A 23,797-nucleotide genomic window follows, 5' to 3' on the forward strand; every position below is an offset into this window, starting at 1 on the left:
GTTACATAATCGTTATGACTGGATTTACTATTTATTATTAAATTGTTAAGGGATTAAATAATTGTTAACACGTTTGATGGTTTTGTATTATCTTTACCTTTGAGCCCGAAAACACAGATGAATTGTCATTATGAAGAAAAAAGAGATTAAGATCTTACTGGTTGACGATGAGCAGGATATCCTGGAAATTGTAGGGTACAACCTAACACAGGAAGGATATCAGGTGTCTACCGCGGTTAATGGGAAAGAGGCAGTAGCCAAAGCAAAAAAAGAACTTCCGCACCTTATCATTATTGATGTAATGATGCCAGAAATGGATGGTATGGAAGCGGTAGAGAACATAAGGAAGATCCCGGAGCTTAGCAACGTGATCATTACTTTCCTTACTGCAAGAAGCGAAGACTATTCGCAGGTGGCAGGGTTCGATGCAGGTGCTGATGATTATATTGCAAAACCTATCAAACCAAAATTGTTAGTAAGCAAAGTAAAAGCTTTGCTTAGAAGGCTTAAAGATGATGAGGCAAAAGAAGATGTTCTTAGAGTGGGTACTATCGAGATAAACCGCGAAGAATATAAAATAGTAATGGAAGATAAAGAAATAGTGCTTCCAAGAAAAGAATTCGAACTGTTTTATCTTTTAGCTTCTAAACCCGGTAAAGTATTTAAAAGAGAAGAAATTCTTGACAAGGTATGGGGTAACGAAGTTGTTGTAGGTGGCCGTACCATAGACGTACACATTAGAAAGCTTCGCGAAAAAATTGGAGACGATTTGTTTAAAACTATAAAAGGAGTGGGCTATAAGCTCGAAATTTAGTGGCAATAAGCTTTAAAAAAACATATAAATTTGCCGTTAAATCGGCATTTTACATATCACTTTTCTCAACCGCCTTCCTGGCGGTTATGTTGTATTATTTCCTTATACTTAATTGGAATTTCATTGTAATATTCTCAATTGCACTGTTTATATTTTCCTTTTTTGTACTGCAGTACAGGGTAGAGCGTTTTATTTACCGAAGGGTAAAAAAAATATATGACGATGTCTCCCTGTTAGAGTCGAGCAGTTTCAGAAACAAGTCTATCACTACCGATATGGCAACACTTACCCGCGAAGTCGAAAAGTTTGCCCGCGATAAGAAAATAGAGATCGAAACCCTTAAGATTCGCGAAGAATACCGTAGGGAATTCCTTGGGAATGTATCGCACGAACTAAAAACACCTTTGTTTACTGTTCAGGGATACATACTAACGCTTCTTGATGGGGCCATGGACGATAAGGCATTGCGTAAAAAATACCTTCAACGTGCCGAAAAAGGCGTGGAAAGGCTTATTTATATCGTTCAGGATCTTGATATGATCACCAAGCTTGAGGTGGGTGACCTGAACCTTAATTTTACGCGATTCAATATTGTAGAGGTTATTCAGAATGTATTCGACCTTCTTGAGATGAAAGCCGATGCCAAAGGTATAATGCTTATGTTTGACATGAAGTATTTTAAGCCTATATGGGTATATGGCGATCAGGAGAAGGTACAGCAGGTAGTGACTAACCTCGTGGTAAACTCCATAAAATACGGTAAGGAGAATGGTACTACAGAGATCAGTATCGAAGACCTTGTAAATAATAAAGTGATCATTCGCGTAAAAGACAATGGCGAAGGGATAGAGCAAAAGAATATCTCACGCCTTTTTGAGCGTTTCTTCCGTGTAGACAAGAGCGGTGCCCGAACCGAGGGTGGTTCAGGCCTTGGGCTTGCTATCGTTAAGCATATTATTGAGGCTCACGATGAGAAACTATATGTAGAGAGCGAATTCGGAAAAGGATCCGAATTCTCATTTACGCTCGAAAAGACAAAATAGATCTTTCCATTTCATATCGCCTGCGATATGTTTTAAACCTTTATAATGATCTGCCTTGCGCAGATCATTTATTTTAAAATCGTTTTGTGATGCATAAGGCACCAATCCTGATTTTTTAAGCTTTTTGGCCAAGTATTCCTGCTCATATCGCCCCGGTGTAGGGATAAAAAATGCTTTTTTACCCATCTGGGCTAAATCCATTATGGTGCTGTAACCCGAACGGCACAATACCATTTCGCTTTCATTAAACGCTTGTTCCAGTGCTGCACTGTTCATGAAGTTATAAAAAGTGATATTGCCTTCCTGAGTTATTTTCTCATTCTCTTCAATAACGCCCCTTACAAAAAGTACCTTTCCTTTAAATTTTAATAGTTCGGGTCTGAGTTTTAGCTCAAGTTCGGTGCGCTGTGGTTCTGTTCCCGAAAGGATGACCATAAGGTCATATTTTATCGGCACGGGCTTTTTATACAGTCGGCTTAAGGGGCCAATGTATCTTAACGGCAAGAAGCTTTCATAGCTGTGTCCCAGTTTGCCGCTAAGGTTTGGTGCATGTTCCACATCGGGTACCCAGCACTCGTCATATTTCTTAATGAACCGTTGGTGTAATGGGGTTGTGATAAATGTTGTTGCCCCGGTAAGTACATTAAGCTGGTGCGTAATGAATACCGATGGTATTGCTTTTGACCTTGCACCAAGCCTGTTGTCAGAGATAATGCCTTTTATGCTGTGATCTTTTATGATCTGGCGTACTATTCTTTTCTCCTGGCGTATTGCCTTTAGCATTTGCGGAAGCAGCCGTATGATCTTTAGTTTAAAGAAAACGCCTCTCTTGGCATATTCTATATGGTAATGCGGAAGCTCGAGCGCGGTTAGATGAGGAAACTCTTTTTTAAGCAATGCCAGGGCAATACCGTCTGAGGCGATAATGGGTTCGTATCCGTGATTTTCCAGTGCTTCGATAACAGGTATGCAGCGTGTGGCATGGCCAAGCCCCCAGTTGAGCGGGGCAACAAGTATTCTCTTTTTATATGACAAAGTGGGAGGTTTTTAATAACTATTTAATAAGTGCAATCTAAAATTATTTCCATTGTCGTATATTTCCCTAATTTTACCAAAAATTTAAATTAAAAAGTGGGAAGCAAGAACAAACTCAAGAGGTTTAGAGAAAACGAAACATTTGGCAACGTAATGCAGCCAACGAGAGAAGATGCTGTAGCAGGAGATTTTGCATTAAAAGGCAAATGGAATGAATTTTTTAAGAACGACAATCCTATTGTGCTGGAGCTTGGCTGTGGTAAAGGAGAATATTCGGTAGGTCTTGCTGAACGTTACCCTGATACCAATTTTATAGGTATAGATATTAAAGGTGCCCGTTTTTGGAGAGGTGCCAAGACTGCCGTAGACAATGGTTTGCATAATGTAGCTTTTCTACGCACACAGATCGAGCTTATCGATAATTTCTTTGCCGAAGGCGAAGTATCAGAGATATGGATCACTTTCCCTGATCCGCAAATAAAATATAAGCGTACCAAACACAGGCTTACCAACTCTGAATTCCTTCAGCGTTATAAAAAGATATTAAAGGCAGACGGTTTTATGAACCTTAAGACCGATAGCGAGTTCATGCATGGGTATACCCTTGGGCTGCTTCATGGTGAAGGGCATGAGGTGATATATGCCAACCATAACGTATACCGTAATGAGGGATCTCCTGAGGTTGTGACTGCAATTCAGACATTCTACGAACAACAATATCTTGAACAGAATAAGCCTATAACCTATATTAAGTTTAAAATAAAATAAGGAATGAAATTAATAGTACCGGTAGGATTGGGTTTTTTACTGTCATTTGTTGCTACCCTGTTACCGGGACTGTTAAACATGACCGCTGCAAAAATAAGCCTGCGCGAAGGACGATCCAACGCCAGGTTCTTTAGTTTTGGTGCGGCCTTAATTTTATTTGTACAGGCTTATGTCGCTGTTACATTTGCAAAGCTGATCAACCGTAGCCCGGATATCCTTATGAATATTCAGGAAGCGGGGGTTTGTATTTTTGGTGTGGTTACGATTTATTTTTTCTTTTTTGCTAAAACAAAAAAGAAAGACGAGGAAAAGGATTCAGAACATCTTTCGAAAACGAGAAGCAAGACAGGTAACTTTTTTTTAGGTGCACTTATATCTGCCCTTAACTTTTTTGCTATTCCATATTATGTTTTTCTGGGGGTTTCGTTTTCGGCATCAAAAGTATTTGAGTTTACTAATTTACCTATATTCCTTTTTGTACTTGGAGCTTCGTTGGGGGCTTATACCGTATTTTATATTTACATAGCTTTCTTTAGGAGATTTGAGCATAAGACCGATTTCCTGATGCGTAATGTAAACTATCTTATAGGTACAATTACCGGCCTTATTGCTATTGTAACGCTCATTAAGATGCTTCGCAGTTAAAAATCTTACTATGGCGAAAGATGAAAATTTTTTCGAAAAAGTATATGAAGTAGTAAGGTTGATTCCTTATGGCAAAGTAACGAGCTATGGCGCTATAGCTAAATTTCTTGGTGCTGCGCGTTCTGCACGTATGGTGGGCTGGGCTATGAATGCCTGCCACGGGCGTGAAGATGTGCCTGCGCACAGGGTTGTGAACCGCGTTGGGCTTCTTTCGGGGAAACACCACTTTGATGGAACCAACCTTATGCAGCAGCTGTTGGAAAGTGAAGGCGTAAAAGTAAAAGAGAATCAAATCGTGAAATTCGAAAAATACTTTTGGGATCCGGCGAAAGAACTGGATTTATAGATAGTTGGATTGTCAGACAATTCTACCATGTACATTGTCATTCTGAATGCAATGTAGCGGAGTCGAAGAATCCCTGAGATTTCTCCTCTTCATTTCATACTGGTCGAAATCATAAATAATGCCCTTTAATCTACGAAATCATCAAAATGATTACCCTTTAAAACTTTACCATCTAAACTTTTCATAGTATCTTTGTAATTTGAAATCAGTCTTAATAAGAGACGATTAGATTAATATAAATCATGAAGTTAGACAGAAAAGAGATACTAAGCGCCCTTGAAACCATAACACTTGCCGGAGAAGGCCAGAACATGGTAGAAAGCGGAGCTGTAAAGAATGTACTTACATTTGGCGATGAGGTTGTAGTTGAGCTTGTAATGAGTACTCCTGCAATGCACATCCGAAAAAGGGCCGAGGCCGATATCATAAAAACAATCCAGGAAAAAGTATACGCAGATGCCAAGGTGAAAGTAAACGTAAAAGTTGAATCGCCGGACAAACCCGAAATTAAAGGTAAAGCCATACCGGGCATCAGTAATATCATTGCAGTATCGTCAGGTAAAGGCGGTGTTGGTAAATCTACCGTAACGGCAAATCTTGCTGTTACTTTGGCCAAGATGGGCTTTAAGGTAGGTGTGCTCGATGCAGATATCTACGGGCCATCAATGCCTATAATGTTTGATGTGGAGCGTGAGCGCCCTATATCGGTACAGATAGACGGAAAATCTAAAATGAAGCCTATTACAAGCTATGGTGTAGAGATACTTTCAATAGGTTTCTTCACAAGCCCTGAGCAGGCAGTAATATGGAGAGGCCCAATGGCTTCTAAAGCACTTAACCAGATGATCTTTGATGCCGATTGGGGTGAGCTTGATTTTATGCTGCTTGACCTACCTCCGGGAACAGGAGATATCCACCTTTCTATCATGCAGTCGCTGCCTATTACAGGTGCGGTTGTAGTGAGCACGCCGCAGGCTGTTGCTTTGGCAGATGCCAAAAAAGGTGTAGCGATGTTCCAGCAGGAAAGCATCAATGTTCCTGTATTGGGAATCATAGAGAACATGGCCTACTTTACGCCGGATGAACTTCCGGACAATAAATACTACATCTTTGGTAAAGAAGGTGCAAGAAACCTTGCTGAAGATCTTGATGTACCATTTTTAGGTGAAATTCCTATCGTACAAAGCATACGTGAGGCAGGTGATTATGGCCGTCCTGCAGCATTGCAGACTGCAACCCCGCTTGAAGCTGCTTTTGAAGAGCTGGCTCGTAACGTAGTTCAGGAAACGGTAGACAGGAATGATAACCTTCCGCCAACGGAGGCAATAAAAATAACGACTATGGCCGGCTGTTCGGCTGTTAAAAAGAAATAACAATGACTACAGAAGAAATCACGCTTAATGTGGAAAAGGCACTGGATGAAATACGTCCGTTCCTTGAGTCAGATGGTGGTAATATTACACTTATCGGTATAGAAGATGATAAGCACGTAAAAGTGCGTCTTGAAGGTGCCTGTGTAGGTTGCAGCGTAAACCAGATGACGCTTAAAGCCGGTGTGGAGACTACCATAAAAAAATATGTGCCGCAGATAGAGACAGTGATTAACGTTGCTTAAAACTGTAATGCACAACAGCTTTACATAAGCTGATAATTATCATAAATAGTAAAAACAGTTTTAAAGAGATTTGTGCTTTAAAACTGTTTATTTTATACAACACAATGATTACAACCGATATACTTATAATCGGCGCAGGCCCAACGGGGCTTTTTGCCGTGTTTGAAGCAGGACTGCTAAAATTAAAATGCCATATTATAGACGGGCTTCCGCAGCCCGGAGGACAGCTTACAGAGCTTTACCCTAAAAAACCAATTTTCGACATCCCTGGATACCCATCTGTACTAGCGGGCGACCTTGTAGATAACCTTATGGAACAGATAAAACAGTTCCAGCCGGGCTTTACACTAAACGAAAAGGCAGATACCATACAAAAACTTGAAGACGGTACTTTTATCGTTACTACAAATAAAGGAACCGAACACCATGCCAAAGCTATTGCAATAGCCGGAGGCCTTGGTAGCTTCGAGCCACGTAAACCCCTTATAGAGGATATTGAATTCTATGAAGATAAAGGGGTCGAATACTTTGTGAAAGATCCGGAACTTTTTCGTGATAAGAAGATTGTGATTGCCGGTGGAGGCGACTCAGCACTTGACTGGAGTATCTTCCTTGCCGATGTGGCTTCTCACGTTACGCTTATCCACAGAAGGAATGAATTTAGGGGAGCACTTGACTCGGTAGAGAAAGTGCAGGAACTTAAAAAGGCAGGCAAAATACATCTTGTCACTCCTGCTGAAGTTACCGGAATTCACGGTGCCGAAAAAATTGAGGCGCTTGACGTGGAAATTGACGGTGCACACCAACGCATTGAAACGGATTATTTTATTCCGCTTTTCGGGCTTACACCAAAGCTGGGCGCCATTGCCAACTGGGGTCTTGAGATCGAAAAGAATGCTATTAAAGTAAACAACGCGCTGGATTACCAGACGAATGTTGAAGGTATTTATGCGATAGGAGACATTAATACATATCCTGGGAAACTGAAGCTTATCCTTTGCGGATTCCACGAAGCGACATTAATGTGCCAAAGCGTTTACAACAAGCTGAACCCGGGCAAAAAATATGTGCTTAAATATACTACGGTAAGTGGTGTAGATGGTTTTGACGGTACCCGTAAGGAAGCCGAAAAACAAGTTGTTAAAGCGATAGAGTAGCAAAGTCAAAGGGCTAAAGTCATAAAGTCTCATGACTGTAAACTGAAAGCCGTAAACTGTTAACTAAAGAATGGACGTTACAATAAAAATAACCGACCGTGAAGGGGTAATGCACGAAGTTCAGGCGCCTACCGACATGTCTATGAACATTATGGAATTGGTAAGGGCTTATGAGCTTGCTCCTGAAGGAACTATAGGTGTTTGTGGAGGTATGGCAATGTGCGCTTCCTGCCAGTGCTACATCCTTAACGATGTAGAATTGCCCGAAATGGGTCCTGATGAGGATGCAATGCTTAGTGAAGCTTTTAATGTTAAGCCTAACAGCCGGCTTGGATGTCAGATCAATATAACACCCGAACTTGAGGGACTGGAGCTGGAGCTCGCACCGGAATAGTACTAAAATTCATATTTTATATCAATAGAAAAGGCCCTGTAAAATTTACAGGGCCTCTTTTATATTGTCAGTAAATCTTATCCTTAGTTCTTAATGAACTTGATTGTTTTAGACTCGCTTCCTTTAAATATTTTGATAATATAAATACCATTAGCATAAGCTGAAGTATTTACAGTAAGAGAAGACTGGTTGCTTACTTTTACATTGGCAACTGTTTGCCCTAAAGTGTTATAAATAACAAAGCTATCCGGTAGATCTCCGTCTGCAACAGAAATGTTCAATTCGTTTTGAGCCGGGTTAGGATAAACAGACGTTTCCTGAAGTGTCTGGAAATCGGCTGTCGTAGCAAGTCCACAAACACCTGATGTAAGAAGAGAAGCCCTTCTGGGAGAATTCTCCAATACTGTTACCATTCTTGTTTTTTGATCTGCAGTAAAGATATTCATACATGTATCGTTAGTATAATCCATGTAGTTGTTTGTCATGTCTTCACCTGGCTGCGGGCATGAGTCGATAAATCCAATACAAGATGCATTAGCCTCAGCAGCAAACGGTGTGTCGTTGCAGTAGTCAGTATTGTTACATCCGGGATTAACTCCGTCTCCCCATATATGTCTTAGGCCTAAAAAGTGACCTATTTCGTGTGTCGTAGTTCTTCCTTTGTCATAAGGAGCGGTGTAATTGCCTTGAGGATAATAAGTCGAAGATCCGAAGTACTGATAGCCTATAGCTACACCGTCAGTAAAATCAAAACCACTCTCTTCCAGGCCTTGAAGGCCTGAACCCTGAGGGAATTGTGCATATCCTAATACGCTTTGCAGGTCACCACCAAAATTGAATACCCATATATTCAGGTATTTTGTAGGATCCCACTGTGTAAGCGATTTGGTAGATTGTACTGCAGCTCTGTTATAAGTTGGGGTGTCAAAACTCCAGCGTATGATACCATTTGTAGCTTCTCCTGTAGGATCTACCTGTGCAAGGCAAAATTCTATTTCGGTGTCAGCTCCTACAAGTATGTCGTTATATCCGGGTGAATTAAGTTTTCTTCTGTAATCCTCGTTTAGTACACGTATTTGTGAATTTACCTGTTGGTTTCTTATGTTTTCGTTGCTTCCAAGAGCGTCTCCATTATGTATAATGTGAACAACAACAGGAATAGTTACAACAGCATTTCCTGATTTTTGGTTTGACTTGGTAGCTCTTCTTTCGGTAATTTTGTTATTTATCCAAGATTCAAATTGTGCTTCATCTGCTCTCTTAGGACTGCTCTCCTGAAGGAATCTTTCATATTCGGTAGAGATGCATCGGATAAGTCCGTTTTCAGGGTTGCGTATTTCTGTAAGGCTTTTTCCAAAAGTTTTAGGCGCATCCTGTGCATTAACAAAAACAGGAGTAGCCAAAACTATAGCCATAGCCATACTTTTAAGAGTCATAGTTTTTTTCATAGTATAATAGTATTCATTTTTTTTCGCGGCGCAATATATTCAAATTCAGTAGTATTGAGAAATTTTTACAGTTAAATATTAATAGAATGTTAATTTAAGATGCATAGTTACTCAAAAGGTTGCGTAAAATTCAATATATAATGCGTAGAATCAGCATAAATGAGGTAAAAGGCTAAAAAGGCGCGGTGAACACCAAATTAAAATCAAAAATATTTGTTGATTTCTTCTTTATAAGTATCGCCAATGGGGATAACAAAATCTTCTATTTGTATGGTTTTGTTATATAGCGACTTAACTTTTTTAACCGGTACGATATATGAGCGATGTACTCTTACAAACAATGCCGCTGGAAGTTTTTCGAGTATGCTTTTCATCGATAGCCTTGCGGTTATTGCTGATTTATTTTTCAGGTGTATGCGGATATAATCATCCAGGCCTTCAATAAGCATAATGTCATCAAACTCAATTCGGTTAAGTTTATAATCAGCACGTATAAGTAAGTGTGTGTGGTCTATCGTATGCTTTTTGTTCTGCATCTCTTTTTTTGCCTTTTCGGCAGCCTGCATAAAGCGTTCCTGCGAAAAAGGTTTAAGAAGATAATCAAGTGCATTGATGTTAAACCCTTCTACCGCATACTCGCTAAATGCTGTGGTAAAGATCACCATAACATCGGCATCAAGTTGCCTGTAAAAATCGATTCCGTTTTTACCGGGCATCTGTATGTCTAAAAAGAGAAGGTCTACCGGAAATTTTTTTATATGCCTCAGCGCCTCATCAGTCTTTGTGAAGGTTTTGTCGAGTTCAATAAAATCAGTCTGTTTACAAAAATGCTCAATAATTTTAAGCGCAAGAGGTTCATCGTCTATAGCTATAGCCTTTATCATAGCAGTGTTATGGATAAGTTAACGGTAAAGGTGTGCTCAGTCTCAAAGATACGCAATTTATGCTTATCCGGATACAAGTACTCTAACCGTTGGGCGGTATTTTTTAACCCTTGCTCGCTTTTTTCGCCTTTAACAGGCTGCATATTAACTTTGTTATTCTCAATATTCAGGACTAATTCGTGGGTGGTTATATCTATGTTTATTGCTATAAAAGATTCTTTTTCAGGATTAAGGCCATATTTAAATGCATTTTCTATAAAAGGGATAAGTAATAGGGGCGATATGCTTTTTCCCACTGCATTGCCGGCGGCAATAAATGAAAAAGAGGACTCTCCATCCATTCGTAAACGTTGCAGGCTGATATAATTTTTAATATAATCAATCTCTTTTTCTAACGACACACTCTCTTTACTGCTTTCAGAGACAACATAGCGCATCATCGATGACAGTTTAAGAATGGCTTCGGGTGCAAGATCTGATTTTTCAAGAGCCAGGGAATATACGCTGTTTAGTGTATTGAATAAAAAATGTGGATTTATCTGCGCTCTTAAATAAGAAACTTCGGTCTTTAGTTTTTCACCTTCTATGTTTGCGAGCCGTTGGTTTACTTTTAAAAGAAACCCTAAAGAAAATATCAGTAAAAAGTTGACTAAAGGGCCGCTGGGAAGTAATGGCATCAGGTAAGGAATTGATCCGCTGCCTGAATGCATTCGAGGAGGTGGCATAAATTCCGTTGACGAATATGTGGTAAGTCCTTCCTGAATTAGAGCCATGGGCAAAAAGTTAACAATTGCAAAGCACAGAAAGATGCAGACAAAATACAACATCATTTTTTTTGAGAAATAAAGGCGGGGCAAAAAGTAAAAGTAATTGGCATAAAAAAAAGCCAATAATAACACGTGGCTCAGAAAATTTCTTTGGAATGGGGCAATGTTAAATAAATGCCCCGGCATTTTAAGATCGGGAGATGAAAAAACCGGGATACTTATAAAAAGCAGGCTTCCCAGAATATATAGGAGGTAAATAAGAATCTTTTTGTCAGATATTTGCATAACAGCCAAAACTAAAACTAAAAATCCTCCCTTTCTAAATATTGCGGTAAACCCTTTTTTTTATGCGGTAAATCATAAAAAAAGCCTCGCTTTATGCGAGGCTTTAAACAAGGGTGTTCTTTTTTAGTATTTTATAAATTGCATTGTTTTTGCAACGTTTCCTGCACTAAGCTTTATAAAATAGACACCATCGGCATACGCTTCGGTATTTATGGAATGTATTTTTGAAAGTACTTTTCCACTGTCCATAATCTGCCCAAGGCTGTTGTATATGGTATAGTTTTCAGGCATGCTTTTTTCGTTAGCAATAGCGATATTTAGTGTGTTGTGAGCTGGATTAGGATAAAGTCTTATACTGTTTAGCGTATCGTCAACGTTAGTGGTTCCCAATGTTTCGGTTACACCGAATCTTACGAAATCCTGTTGGCCAAACGTACCCCCCTGTGCAATGATGATATTATCCGAAGTAGAAAGGGTATAACTTCCTTCTCCGTTTTCACAGCATAATCCGTCTCCTCCAAAATCAATAATGTAAAACATATAGCATCTCTCTGGTTGTACAGCAATGTTTTGTGTGAAGGTTTCCTGGCTGAAATCTTGATAAGGACCTCCGGAGCCATATATATTCTGATCATCATCAAATAAGAACCAATAGGTGTCTGAACCCATCATGTCTGTATTTATCGTAACGGTTATATCTTCGGTAACTACACTAGGTACGATTCTGAAACTGGCGAGCTTGGCATCGTTCATGCTGTTCTCATCATTTATTCCGTTAACAGATGTAAGGGCCACATTCAGCGTTCTTACACCGCTGCCCGCTGTCATTCCGTCTAATTGAATACTGGTTTTTTGCCCTTCAATAAGGTTGCCTGTCCAGGTGTATTGGTTCGCACTGCCGCCATCTATATTGTAAGATATGATAGCAGATGTCATTGTAGTATTTCCTTCGTTTTGTAATACAAGCGATGGTGCAAAAGCATTGCTGCAATCTGCAAGGTTAATACGTTGAATAAACAAGGCACCGTCGGTGTTAAAAACCTCGGCAGGAGAACAACTGTTAGATGTTTTCAGGCTGGCTCTTCTTGCTGCCTGATTCATAACCACATCGATACGTGCTTTTTGATCCTGAGTAAAAATGTTTTTACATGCATCGTTAGTATAGTCCATATAGTTTTCTATCATGTCCACGCCTAAGGCTGGACATGTGTCAGTCCCTTCCTCACATCCGCTGTTGGCCTGGCCGGCTACAGGTGTATCATCACAAAAGTCGTCTACGTTACAGCCTCCATCACCCCAAATATGTCTTAGTCCAAAAAAGTGTCCAAGTTCATGTGTAGTTGTTCTTCCCATGTTATTGGTCGTATCATAAGTTCCTTCAGGGAAAATATTTGCTGAACCAAAATATTTATGATCGATAACAACACCATCCTGAAAACCAAATCCTCCGGAAGCCTCAAGTCCGTCAAGGTTTGTGCCAGATGGGAATTGGGCATAGCCGGCAAGACTTATTCTCGAATTGCCTGTGTCTCTGTATACAAAGTCTACAACCCAGATGTTAATGTATTTTTCGGGATCCCATTGTGTAAAAGGTTTTAGTTGCGTGTTAGCTTCCTCTGTTTCCCAACCATTGTCATCTCCTATTTCGTAACGCATTATACCGGTTGTGTTTTCGCCTGTGGGTGTCCTTTTGGCAAGGCAAAACTCAAGTTCTATATCCGCACCTACTTCGTTACTGTTGAATCCGGGAGTGTTAGCCATTTTTCTGAAATCCTGATTAAGCACTTCAATTTGGGAAAGGATCTGGGCTTCTGAGATGTTTTCGTTAAATCCTTCGGCATCTCCATTATGTATTACGTGTACAACAACGGGTAATGTTAGAATGGTATTTCCGTTTTTTTGCAGTCTTTTAGCTTTAGCCTCGGCTACTTTGGGTGCGATCCAATTTTCAAAAGCCTCATTGGATAATCGTTTTGGGTCTTGTTTCTGAAGATTTTCTTCATTTTCTGTAGAGCCACAGTAGCTGGATTTTTCTGAAAGAATTTTTTTTCCAAAAGCTTTCACCTCGCGGGGTATTGTTTGTGCTGTTCCGGCAATAGAGAACATACCCGCTAAAACCAGCAGGGAAAATCGTAAAGTAATCTTTTTCATAGCATTTAATAATTGGTTGTTGTAGCAAAGCAACAAAAAATATTTAACACTCAATGGGAAAAGTAGGATTAAATATACAAGAGAATAAATCCAAAAAAAAAGTCCTGCTCAATCGGGCAGGACTTTTTTAAAATCAAATTATAGGTTTAGTGTTTGATAAACTGAAGCGTATTAGAATCTACGCCTTTTGTAATCTTAACAAAATAAACACCATTAGCATAGCCGGCAATATTCAGCGGCTGGATTGCCGACGTTATGTTGCCGTTATCCATTACCTGGCCAAGGTTATTATATATTGTATAGCTTTCAGGTATATTGCCATCAGTAGTTGCAATATTAAGTATGCTGTTAGCCGGGTTAGGATATAGCACGATTCCTTTACCTGATTTCTGATGATTCTTAGTTCCTAAGACTACATTTACACCGAAAGAGGTTTCATCATAAAATTCTAAATCGTCTCCTGAGCCTTCAAAAATTACTTCGCCGGTATTTGCCACTATAGAGTAATAGCCTCCTGGCATACCGTCAAAGCCCTGATCTATGATTGCAAAGTTGTAGCATGCATTGTTGTCAAGTTCAATATTCTGTATATCTAATACACCCTCCGGGTTATTTTCATACATTGCGCCAAAGCCAACAATTTGTTCGTTTGAATCCGATAGCAACCAAATTATTTCGGAAGCAAATTCATCTGTCTGAATAGTTACAGTAACACTTTCAATGTCATGACTCTCAGTTGGTACATAGGCGAAATCATTAGTTCTTGTATTGTTAGAAGAAAGGGCGTCTGCACTACCGTTTACTGTTTGTAACGTAGCTGTAAAAGTATGTTCTCCAGCTGATACTGATGTTGTAGGAAGTTCTATTCTTGCATCTTCACCAGGTACCAGTGTGCCATTCCATGTATAAGTAGTTGGCGCAGCATTGTCTACTTTATAACTAATTGTAGCTGTATTTAATGTGTTAGTTCCTGCATTACGGAAAGATAATACCGGCGCAATAAAATTGTCGCAGTTTGTGTCGAACGGAAGAAGGTAAATAGCACCGTCATTGTTAAGGCTTGCAGTACCTAAAGTACAACTGTTAGATGTTGGCAGGGTTTGCCTCCTTGGAGAATTTGCCAATACTGCCTGCATTCTTAATTTCTGATCGGCTGTAAAGGTATTAAGGCAGTTGTCATCAGTGTAATCCATGTAGTTTTCTATCATGTCATTACCCTGGTCGTCAGGACATGAGTCAAGATTTGTCTGGCAGCCTTCATTCGCCTGAAGCGAGGTAGGTGTGTCATCACAATAATCTGTTGCAGTAGCACAGCTGTTGCTGTCACCCCAAATATGTCTTAAGCCTAAGAAGTGGCCTATTTCGTGCGATGCTGTTCTACCCATGTTTCTAACTTCGTCATGAAGCCCGTCAGGGTCAAGGTCTATTGAACCAACAAATCGTGCGCCTAATGCTACGCCGTCAGTATTCGCAACGCCTAACATGTCCTGAGTGATACCATCCAATCCTGACCCACCAGGAAATTGGGCATAACCGGCCAAATATCCGCCGGGAATATATATGTCTTCAAATACCCAAATGTTCAGGTATTTATTTGGATCCCATTGTGTTTGTGCTTTAAAAAGTTCAACTTCTTCGCGTACCCATCCATTATCATCACCAACATTGTAGCGTATAATACCATCAGTAGGCAAGCCGTTTGGAGTGCGTTTTGCTAAGCAAAATTCAATTTCCATGTCAGCCCCTACAGGGTTATCATTAAAGCCGGGAGTGCCTGGAGTTCTTCTGTAGTCCTGATTAAGAACGGTTATTTGAGATAATATCTGGTTTTCAGACAGGTTTTCGTTTTCGCCAATAGCGTCTCCATTGTGAATGATGTGGAAAACTACCGGCAGGGTAACTGTTTCATTTGCTCCCTGTCCATTTTTTTGTAGTAACTTTCTTTTTATTTCAGCAACTTTAGGAGCTATCCATTGTTCAAATTCCTGTGTGGTAGCTCTTTTTGCATCTTTTTCTTTTAAGATCGCTTCATTTTCTACAGTTCCGCAATAATTAGAAGCTGTTGTAAAAGGCCTTCCGAATTTTTTTGACCCGACCGGTTTTTGCTGTGCATTTGCCGTAAGGGCAAAAAGTCCTGTAAGGGCCAGCAATGAGACTTTAAAAGTAATTTTTTTCATGAGGTAATAATAGTTGTTTAATTTCTAGGCGAAAATAGTTTAAAAACGCTAAACATTGTTGCTTTAAACGAGATAAGCGTAATAAAACCGAACTCGATGTATTCAAGTTTTCAGGTACAAATATCGATAACCCTATTGTCTGATAATTGTAAAATTGAGACATTCCAAAAAAAAATCCCGGCATTACCGGGATTCAAATGAATTTTTAGTGCTTGATGAACTGTAGTGTTGTTATATTATTGCCTTTGGCAAGTTTTATGAGGTAAACTCCTTCTGCATAGGCCGATATATCTATTGGCTGAAGTGCCGATGTAATAGAACCGCTGTCTGTCAGTTGTCCAAGATTGTTGTATATGGTATAGCTTTCGGGTATGGTTCCCCCGGTAGCTGCTATATTGATACTACTATTACCCGGGTTTGGATACAATTTTATATTGCCCTGCGGACTAAAGACCACATTGCTGAGTGTAGTATCAATTTTGAATTTAGTCTCTTCAGAAGATGTAAACTCACCTCCGTGGGCAATAAGTACACCTTCGGCAGTTTTAATGTCATAAAAACCTTCGCCGTTTGTACAGCATATACCATCGCCCATAAGATCATACATGGTAAATGTATAGCACTCCCCATTGTTTACAGTAAATGTTGTTTCCGGATTCTGGAAACTAATGGTAAACACTGATGCGATAATTTCGTTGGTACTGTTTTTAAGTTCCCAGTACGTCTCGTCTGTAGGGTTGCCGTTGCTTTCTATGGTTAACACGACCTGTTGGGTGTTATAAGTCCCTGCAATTGTAAACGGACGGATATCGTCATTGTTTTCAGGACTGGAATCCGTAGTTCCGTTGAGTGATATAAGGCTTGCATTAAGTACATGTTGCCCTTTGGCTGCTGTGGCTTCAGGAAGAGACAGGATGATTTGTTCACCTAATGCAAGGTTTCCTGTCCAGTTATAAACTTCCGGTGTGCTTTCGTCAAAAGAATAGGTTATAGATGCCGCTGTTATTAGGTTATTGCCGTTATTCTCCAATAGTAGCCTTGGTGTAAATGTTGTACTACACTGTGAGTTTACATCTAAGATATTAAGAGAGCCGTCATTTGCCGATCTTGCTCCCGGCTCACAGCCGTTTGATGTCAGGAGCGAAACTCTTCTTGGCGAATTGGCCAGTACAGCAAGCATCCTGTCTTTTTGTCCAAGGGTAAAAACATTCCTGCAGATGTCATTGGTATAATCCATGTAATTTTGAACCATGTCATAGCCTGGATTATCGGGGCAACTGTCCCAGTTGGCAGGAGGACATTCAAAGTTTGGCCCTGCTGCTGTAGGAGTGTCATCGCAAAAATCGGATCCTTCGCAGTTTGGCATGTCGCCCCATATATGTCTTAATCCCAAAAAGTGGCCAACTTCGTGAGGCGTGATCTGGCCTTTATCCGAACCGGGAAAGTAATTGCCTGCAGGATAGAGGTCCACCGACCCAAAGGCACCATAGACCATAACAATACCGTCGGTATTGGCCGTGGTTGGCGCGCCTGTCTCCTCGAGGCCATCAATTCCTGAGTCAGTAGGGAACTGAGCATAACCCATTAACTGGCCTCCGTCTATAACTACTGCCTGTGTTACCCATATATTCATGTATTTTTCAGGGTCCCACTGTGTCTGTGTTTTTAGCTCCTCCATTTCGGCCATGCTTAAAACACTCTTCGCCATTTTGTATCTTTTTATGCCCGATGTGTATAATCCCTGAGGGTCACGCCTGGCAAGACAGAACTCTATGCCGGTATCTGCCCCCACGGTGTTGGTGTTAAAACCGGGAGTTCCTTCCATTTTTCTGAAGTCCTGGTTAAGTACTGTGATTTGCGATACTACCTGTTCGTCGGCAATGTTCTCATTCTGGCCTATGGCATCGCCATCATGAATAATGTGTACCACGACCGGAATGGTAAGCACGTCATTTGCGCCATTGCCATTTTTTTGAAGACGCTTGCGCATAGTAAACGCTGTCTTAGGGGCAAGCCATTGCTCAAATTGCTGCAAACCTTTTCTGGAAGGGTCTTTTTGAAGCAGCAGGTTTTCATACTCTGTAGATCCGCAAGGGGATGAAACCTGCCCAAACTGTCGGGCGGCTTTACTTTGTGCCTGGCCTGCAAACGATGCGAAGGCTAATGCCAAAATAGTGATTTTTGTGATGTTTTTCATAGCAATAATTTTTTGTTAAACCGAAGTTAAGTAATCGGATATTGCTGTAAAATAGCACCTTGAAAATCTATAAGTGTTGTCGGGATATTCATAATAAAAAATCCCGGCATTGCCGGGATTCAGTATTTATGTGTATGGTTTTTATATTGAAGCGAGGTCATGCTGCATAATATTTTCTTCAAGAGCATCCCAAAGGCCTATCCTTTTTTCGAGAGCAAGGACAGAGACTTCTTCTACTTCTTTCCATTTCTGGGTGTCGGTTCCGCACAGCTCGGCAATCATCTGCATTGCCATCGGGCCATGCTCATCGGCATCAAGTTCAATATGCCTTTCAAAATAATAAATAAGCTTGTCAAGGTTCGTTTCCGGGAAATTCTGCTGGAAGTTTTTTAATATCGCTGTAAACATCGACGGGATCAAATCTTCACGGCCAAAGGTAAATGCGGCGGCAATCTCGTGCGGCTTACCCTGTTCTATTACCCTGAAGGTAAAGTCAAGAAAAGCTTTAATATTATTGTGCAGATTGCTTTTTCTTATAGATACAAAGATATTCTGTGTCGTTTCCACATCATCAAGAAATGCAGCAATGGTAAGCGTGTCTGCGCCGCAGGCATTCATGGCATCGACGTACATCTCATAATGGCTTTGCCTTTTTCCTTCAAGAGTAAGATCCGTTTCTTCGGCCAGCACTATTTCGTTGATCAGGTAGCGTATCTCCGGATTGCCCACAGGAAGCCATGGGGTAGTGGTGCAGGTAAGTTTTGCCTGCAATGCCTTGAGTAGTGACATAAAGTCCCAAACGGCATAAACATGCCCTTCAAGAAAATGTCTCAGGTCGTCTATGGTCTTTACTTTTTCGTATAGCGGGTGTTGCAACAGCAGTTCCTTTTGGGGACGGATGATACTGTTAATAGTAGCGGTGTTCATAGCATTTATTTTTACAAAATTAAAAAAGCTTTGGCACAAAGGGAGGGTTTTTATATCAATTTTATCAATACAAAAATAGTGTCCTGTTATGTTTTATGCTTTTTCATCATAACGTCAAATATCATTAATATATTGGGATGATGTTTTCTCAAATATACGTTTTGATAGGCGAAAAGGTTTTCGGTTGATAACTTTTTACCAAAAAAAATACGGACTGAATTTCAGTCCGTATCTATTATATTGTGTTGCAACATATTATTTAAATGCTGCGAAACCTGTAATGTCCATACCTGTAATAAGCAGGTGAATGTCGTGTGTGCCTTCATAAGTGATTACACTCTCTAAGTTCATCATGTGGCGCATGATAGAGTATTCGCCGGTAATACCCATACCGCCAAGGATCTGGCGTGCTTCGCGTGCTATGTTGATGGCCATGTCTACGTTGTTACGTTTTGCCATAGATATCTGAGCCGATGTCGCTTTTCCTTCGTTTCTAAGTACACCAAGCCTCCACGTAAGCAATTGCGCTTTAGTGATCTCAGTAATCATTTCGGCAAGTTTCTTCTGCTGAAGCTGTGTAGCTCCGATAGGCTTGTCAAACTGGATACGTTCCTGTGCATAACGAAGTGCAGTATCATAACAGTCCATAGCGGCACCTATAGCGCCCCATGCAATACCATAACGTGCAGAGTCAAGACAGCCAAGCGGCGCCCCAAGTCCCGATTTGTTAGGTAGCAGGTTTTCTTTAGGTACTTTTACGTTGTCAAATATAAGTTCGCCTGTAGCAGATGCCCTAAGCGACCATTTATTATGTGTTTCTGGAGTTGTGAATCCTTCCATGCCACGCTCTACTATAAGTCCGTGGATACGGCCTGTTTCGTCTTTAGCCCATACTACAGCGATATCTGCAAAAGGAGCGTTAGAGATCCACATTTTAGCACCGTTCAAAAGATAATGGTCGCCCATATCCTTAAAGTTGGTGATCATGCCACCCGGGTTAGAACCGTGATCCGGTTCTGTAAGGCCAAAACAGCCCATAAACTCACCCGAAGCAAGCTTAGGAAGATATTTCATTCTTTGTTCTTCGTTACCATACTTCCATATAGGGTACATAACAAGAGATGACTGTACCGATGCCGTAGAACGAACGCCGCTGTCGCCACGCTCAATTTCCTGCATGATAAGTCCGTAAGAGATCTGGTCAAGGCCTGCGCCGCCATACTCTACAGGTATATAAGGGCCAAAAGCTCCGATTTCTGCCAAACCGTTAATGATCTGGTTAGGAAATTCAGCCTTTTGTGCATAGTCTTCTATAATAGGAGATACTTCGCGCTTAACCCACTCGCGGGCAGCGTCGCGCACCATTTTATGTTCGTCAGACAAAAGTTCGTCTAATAGGTAATAATCAGGTGCCTGGAATAGATCGGGTCTCATTTGCTTTAGTTTTAAACAGGAGCAAAAGTAACTAAGTATTCTAACAATTCAATAATAAAATGTTGTATTTTTTGCAGCTAAATCGTTTTAGTGAGAACTTTCGCTACAAAGCCCTTTTTTAACCCAATATCTTTAGGTATTTGTGGTAAAAAGCAGAATCCTAAACACAACAAAAAAACGTTATTAGTTTTGTATATTTATGGCCACAAAACCAACTAATTATGAAAACACTACTACTTGCCTCAACAGTACTTCTTGGTACAGCTGTTTATGCCCAGAACACTCTGGTTGCTCTAGACGACAGCGTTAATAATGCCAACTTGCAAAGTTACCAAATCAAAGAGGTAGTCATTTCTGATATGAAGGAAATCCTGTTAGGAGAGCTTGATGTTAAGTCTAAAAAGAGCAGGCCTGTAGGTAGAGATGCTTACTATTTTGAAAATAAAACTCAGGGTAATAATTTTTTTTTAGAATCATTTTTCTTTAAAGTAGACCGCGCAAAATACAGGACGAAATTACAGGTTCATTTGTATAAAAAGAAAAATTATACGGAGGAAGTGTATCTTGAAACCGGTACACTAACATATCCTTCATTTGTTCCGGGAGATGAAATTAAGACTGAAGATATTATAGTTTATATTAATCCCGGTCAAAGAGGGCTAGTGGAAGTTGATTTGCTTCAGTTTGATATAGTGATACCTATGGATGGTGTTTTTGTGAGCCTTGAATTGGTAAATTATATTGATGAAAGCGGTACTGCAATAAAACGGTCGAAATTCAAACAAAAAGAATTAACAACTATAGATTATCATTCGTCTACTACAGATAATTACTGCGGAACAGCAAGTGTATATGGTACAGATGATGAGTTTTGGATAAACAGCAATAAGAGGCTAAGGACAGATTATATATATGCCTTTAAAAAACAAGCCCCTGAAAAAATGCTAGTTGCTCCCAACTTCGGTTTGAAAGTGGGACGTAAATAAATTACATCTTCAGATAGAAATCTTTGGTGAGTGAAATATACTCATCGGTATATTTATGACGGGCAGTTTCTATGACCAGTTCGTCTGATGTTATTTCATTTTCTATCCTGCTGAAAGCAATAAGGCTGCGTTTAATTTCGGTGTCAGGAGTTCCCTTTACATGGGTAATCTTAAAAGGGTAGAGCTCTTCGGCCTTTGCCAGCGCTATAAAATGCTCTTCTTCCTTTGAGGGTATGATAACTGCGAGTACACCAATATCTGATAATAATATCGAAGAAGCTTCGATAAGGTCTTCAAAAGGGAGTGACTCAGTAAAACGCGCTTTGTCGCGTTTCTCGTCGCCCGAAAAATACCCATCAGTATAAAAAGGAGGGTTGGATACGATAAGGTCGTATTCGTCTTCGGGTTCTTCCATGAATTCATCAAGCCCTGCGTGGTAGCAAAACAGCCTGTCGCCCCAAGGTGAATTTTCAAAATTATCTACTGCCTGTTCATAGGCATCGTCATCGATCTCTATCCCGTCTATCTGTTCGGCATGGGTTCGCTGGGCAAGTATTAATGCTATAAGCCCGGTTCCTGCTCCAATATCCAGTATGCTGAAAGGTCTGTGGTGAACAGGTGCCCATGCGCCAAGCAATACGCCATCGGTACCTACTTTCATGGCACATTTATCCTGCTGAATAGTAAATTGCTTGAACTGGAACATTTTTTAGATGTTAGATATGAGTGTTGAGATAATAGATGATAGACAAAAGATAATAGAAGAAAAGAAGGCCGACAACTGACAACTATCAACCGGAAACCAATTCTAACTATTAAGGTACATTTCTACAAGTCCTGCAGGTGTATTAAGTATCACCTTTTTGTTTTCACGGTCTATCTTTACGATAAAGTCGTCAATCATAGGGACTAATATTTCTGTCTCTCCTTTAAGTATTTCAAAAAGCGGCTGTGCAGAGCTGTCGTTTATAGATACAATCTTGCCTATGTTGCCCAGTCGCTGGTCTTCGGCATCAAAGCCTATAACCTCGTGGAAATAAAATTTATCACCTTCCAGTTCAGGAAGCATCGAAAGAGGCAGGTAAACTTCTTTACCCATGATACCATCGGCATCATCCTCATTGTCGATATCCTCAAAGCGGGTTCTTAAGAAATCGCCCTTATGCAATGAGGAGGTAACAATAAAAAATGGAACCAGGTGTTTGTTGATCTCAACAAACACCGATTCCATGTTTTCATACAACTCAGGCTCATCCGTATCTAACCAGATAAGGACTTCACCCTTGTAGCTAAATTTTTTAGCGATTTTACCTAAATAGAAACAATCTTCTTTACGCATGTACCGCTAAATAATAATTAAGCTTGAGTTTCTTCGTTGTTTTCTTCTGTAGCTGTTTCTTCAGCAACGTCAGCAACTTCTTCAGTAGCCTCAGCTGTAGCTTCTTCAGCAGTTGCAGCAGCGATAAGATCAGCTTCTGCTTGTTTAGCAGCAGCGATACGGTCTGCATTAACTTTTTGCTCTGCAGCAAATGCTTTAGCTTTAGCGTCAGCATCAGCTTTAGAAAGTCCTTGTTTCTTAGCGTCTACTTTTCCTGCTTTCTCATCAAGCCACTGTGCTAGTTTAGCATCAGCCTGCTCCTGAGTAAGTGCACCTTTACGTACACCTCCATCAAGGTGGTGTTTAAGTAAAGCTCCTTTGTAAGATAGGATAGCCTTAGCAGTTTCTGTAGGCTGAGCTCCGTTGTGAAGCCATTGTACAGCGCTGTCAAGATTGATATCTATCGTTGCAGGGTTAGTGTTAGGATTGTAAGTTCCGATTTTTTCAAGGAATTTACCATCTCTTTTAGAGCGGCTATCCGCTGCTACTACCCAGTAAAAAGGTTTTCCTTTTTTACCGTGTCTTTGTAATCTGATTTTTACAGGCATAATCTGTTTGATTAGTGTGAGGTACCCGACCTCGTTAAATTAAGGGTGCAAATATATAAAACTTTAGTTTATAAACAGATTTAATCTCTTGTTTTATGATTTCTTATCCGTAAGATTATTGGAATTTTATATTTTTCTTGTGATTTATTTGATTTTGATTAGGATATATTCCATAAAAAACTATTTTTGTCGTTGTAAAATTTGAACTACCCTTTCTAACTAATAAATAATGAAAAAAATTTTATCACTTTTAGTATTAGTGGCTGTCTTTGCGTCGTGTGAAGAAGATATTAAATTCAATAACCCCGCAGTACAGGCTCTAAAAGATAATGTAAAATGGAAAGCGAGGGAGTTCTCGGCTATTAAAACAGGAAATTCAGTAATCATTACGGCTAAAACGGATATTGATACTGTTACTATAACATTAAATGCACCTGCTCCAAATTCTGTACACGATCTTGGGGTGAATAACCTTAATAGTGCTGCCTATGATCTTTCGGTAGATGGAATCACCGAGTCGTATGCTACAGGGACTATCGGTAACGGAAAGGTTGTTATTATGGATGTGAAAGATAATAACATAGACGGAACAGCAGGGAAAGGATTTATATCCGGCAGTTTTTATTTTAACGCTTATACAAGCGATAAATCTGAAGTTGTAAACTTCCAGGAAGGTGTATTTTACAAAGTGCCTATAACGGTAAAACAATAACGGTAAAACCGCAAAAAATATACAAACCGCCAACCGGCGGTTTTTTTTTGTGCTTCCTTATACTACTAAAATTCATAAAATTGTAT

23 protein-coding genes are annotated in these 23,797 nt (G+C 40.1%); 11 read left to right on the forward strand and 12 right to left on the reverse strand.

Translation table 11 applies throughout. The annotated features are described in order from the left end of the window. Nucleotides 1–130: 130 nt before the first annotated feature. Together ACX0HA_RS02020 and ACX0HA_RS02025 are read left to right on the forward strand one after the other, a co-directional pair. Nucleotides 131–814, forward strand: a complete 684-nt coding sequence (locus ACX0HA_RS02020; RefSeq protein WP_458843598.1) for a response regulator transcription factor — start codon at nt 131–133, stop codon at nt 812–814. Next, nucleotides 814–1,857, forward strand: coding sequence for a sensor histidine kinase (locus ACX0HA_RS02025; RefSeq protein ID WP_458843599.1), 1,044 nt, complete (start codon nt 814–816; stop codon nt 1,855–1,857). Before ACX0HA_RS02020 ends, ACX0HA_RS02025 begins: the two co-directional genes overlap by 1 nt. On the opposite strand, the gene ACX0HA_RS02030 is transcribed toward ACX0HA_RS02025, so the two are convergent. Continuing rightward, nucleotides 1,831–2,892 (reverse strand): glycosyltransferase, encoded by a 1,062-nt coding sequence (locus tag ACX0HA_RS02030; protein WP_458843600.1) that lies wholly within the window; start codon nt 2,890–2,892, stop codon nt 1,831–1,833. The genes ACX0HA_RS02025 and ACX0HA_RS02030 overlap by 27 nt on opposite strands. Nucleotides 2,893–2,988: 96 nt before the next feature. On the opposite strand from ACX0HA_RS02030, the gene trmB reads away from it, so the two are divergent. The 7 genes from trmB (at nt 2,989) to ACX0HA_RS02065 (ending at nt 7,817) form a co-directional block, all read left to right on the forward strand. Beyond that, nucleotides 2,989–3,660, forward strand: coding sequence for a tRNA (guanosine(46)-N7)-methyltransferase TrmB (gene trmB / locus ACX0HA_RS02035; protein WP_458843601.1), 672 nt, complete (start codon nt 2,989–2,991; stop codon nt 3,658–3,660). A 3-nt stretch (nt 3,661–3,663) separates the two neighbouring features. Next, complete coding sequence (locus ACX0HA_RS02040; protein ID WP_458843602.1) at nt 3,664–4,305, forward strand: LysE family transporter; 642 nt, start codon at nt 3,664–3,666, stop codon at nt 4,303–4,305. A 10-nt stretch (nt 4,306–4,315) separates the two neighbouring features. Next, nucleotides 4,316–4,651, forward strand: a complete 336-nt coding sequence (locus ACX0HA_RS02045) for an MGMT family protein (RefSeq protein ID WP_458843603.1) — start codon at nt 4,316–4,318, stop codon at nt 4,649–4,651. 242 nt (nt 4,652–4,893) lie between these two features. After that, entirely contained in the window at nt 4,894–6,024 is a 1,131-nt protein-coding gene (locus tag ACX0HA_RS02050; RefSeq protein WP_458843604.1) for an Mrp/NBP35 family ATP-binding protein, read from the forward strand. Between the two features lie 2 nt (nt 6,025–6,026). Then, entirely contained in the window at nt 6,027–6,266 is a 240-nt protein-coding gene (locus tag ACX0HA_RS02055; protein WP_458843605.1) for a NifU family protein, read from the forward strand. A gap of 104 nt (nt 6,267–6,370) precedes the next feature. After that, nucleotides 6,371–7,423: an NAD(P)/FAD-dependent oxidoreductase gene (locus tag ACX0HA_RS02060; RefSeq protein WP_458843606.1), complete on the forward strand. Its 1,053-nt coding sequence runs from the start codon at nt 6,371–6,373 to the stop codon at nt 7,421–7,423. Between the two features lie 70 nt (nt 7,424–7,493). Beyond that, nucleotides 7,494–7,817, forward strand: coding sequence for a 2Fe-2S iron-sulfur cluster-binding family protein (locus ACX0HA_RS02065; RefSeq protein ID WP_458843607.1), 324 nt, complete (start codon nt 7,494–7,496; stop codon nt 7,815–7,817). Between the two features lie 83 nt (nt 7,818–7,900). On the opposite strand, the gene ACX0HA_RS02070 is transcribed toward ACX0HA_RS02065, so the two are convergent. From ACX0HA_RS02070 to ACX0HA_RS02105, 8 genes are all read right to left on the reverse strand, one after another. Further along, on the reverse strand, nt 7,901–9,265 hold the full coding sequence (locus ACX0HA_RS02070; RefSeq protein ID WP_458843608.1) for a M43 family zinc metalloprotease: 1,365 nt from the start codon (nt 9,263–9,265) through the stop codon (nt 7,901–7,903). Nucleotides 9,266–9,468: 203 nt separating this feature from the next. Continuing rightward, the gene (locus ACX0HA_RS02075; protein WP_458843609.1) at nt 9,469–10,149 is read right to left on the reverse strand and encodes a LytR/AlgR family response regulator transcription factor; all 681 of its coding nucleotides are present in this window, start codon (nt 10,147–10,149) and stop codon (nt 9,469–9,471) included. Further along, nucleotides 10,146–10,922, reverse strand: a complete 777-nt coding sequence (locus ACX0HA_RS02080) for a sensor histidine kinase (RefSeq protein ID WP_458843610.1) — start codon at nt 10,920–10,922, stop codon at nt 10,146–10,148. The genes ACX0HA_RS02075 and ACX0HA_RS02080 overlap by 4 nt, the downstream gene beginning before the upstream one ends. Before the next feature lie 402 nt (nt 10,923–11,324). Continuing rightward, entirely contained in the window at nt 11,325–13,352 is a 2,028-nt protein-coding gene (locus ACX0HA_RS02085; RefSeq protein WP_458843611.1) for a M43 family zinc metalloprotease, read from the reverse strand. Nucleotides 13,353–13,498: 146 nt separating this feature from the next. Continuing rightward, nucleotides 13,499–15,529, reverse strand: coding sequence for a M43 family zinc metalloprotease (locus ACX0HA_RS02090; RefSeq protein WP_458843612.1), 2,031 nt, complete (start codon nt 15,527–15,529; stop codon nt 13,499–13,501). A 205-nt stretch (nt 15,530–15,734) separates the two neighbouring features. Further along, complete coding sequence (locus ACX0HA_RS02095; protein ID WP_458843613.1) at nt 15,735–17,726, reverse strand: M43 family zinc metalloprotease; 1,992 nt, start codon at nt 17,724–17,726, stop codon at nt 15,735–15,737. 141 nt (nt 17,727–17,867) lie between these two features. Next, nucleotides 17,868–18,653, reverse strand: coding sequence for a DUF3050 domain-containing protein (locus tag ACX0HA_RS02100; RefSeq protein ID WP_458843614.1), 786 nt, complete (start codon nt 18,651–18,653; stop codon nt 17,868–17,870). A gap of 255 nt (nt 18,654–18,908) precedes the next feature. Next, the gene (locus tag ACX0HA_RS02105) at nt 18,909–20,087 is read right to left on the reverse strand and encodes an acyl-CoA dehydrogenase family protein (protein ID WP_458843615.1); all 1,179 of its coding nucleotides are present in this window, start codon (nt 20,085–20,087) and stop codon (nt 18,909–18,911) included. 221 nt (nt 20,088–20,308) lie between these two features. On the opposite strand from ACX0HA_RS02105, the gene ACX0HA_RS02110 reads away from it, so the two are divergent. Then, nucleotides 20,309–21,073, forward strand: a complete 765-nt coding sequence (locus tag ACX0HA_RS02110) for a hypothetical protein (protein WP_458843616.1) — start codon at nt 20,309–20,311, stop codon at nt 21,071–21,073. A 1-nt stretch (nt 21,074) separates the two neighbouring features. Here ACX0HA_RS02110 and ACX0HA_RS02115 read toward each other — a convergent pair whose 3' ends face one another. From ACX0HA_RS02115 to ACX0HA_RS02125, 3 genes are all read right to left on the reverse strand, one after another. Next, nucleotides 21,075–21,779, reverse strand: coding sequence for a tRNA1(Val) (adenine(37)-N6)-methyltransferase (locus ACX0HA_RS02115; protein WP_458843617.1), 705 nt, complete (start codon nt 21,777–21,779; stop codon nt 21,075–21,077). 102 nt (nt 21,780–21,881) lie between these two features. Next, entirely contained in the window at nt 21,882–22,412 is a 531-nt protein-coding gene (gene rimM / locus ACX0HA_RS02120) for a ribosome maturation factor RimM (RefSeq protein ID WP_458843618.1), read from the reverse strand. Between the two features lie 17 nt (nt 22,413–22,429). Then, nucleotides 22,430–22,999, reverse strand: a complete 570-nt coding sequence (locus tag ACX0HA_RS02125; RefSeq protein ID WP_458843619.1) for a 30S ribosomal protein S16 — start codon at nt 22,997–22,999, stop codon at nt 22,430–22,432. 229 nt (nt 23,000–23,228) lie between these two features. On the opposite strand from ACX0HA_RS02125, the gene ACX0HA_RS02130 reads away from it, so the two are divergent. Continuing rightward, nucleotides 23,229–23,711, forward strand: a complete 483-nt coding sequence (locus tag ACX0HA_RS02130; RefSeq protein ID WP_458843620.1) for a DUF6252 family protein — start codon at nt 23,229–23,231, stop codon at nt 23,709–23,711. The last annotated feature ends 86 nt before the right edge of the window (nt 23,712–23,797 follow it).

The sequence above is a fragment of the Flavobacterium hauense genome (genome assembly GCF_054457175.1).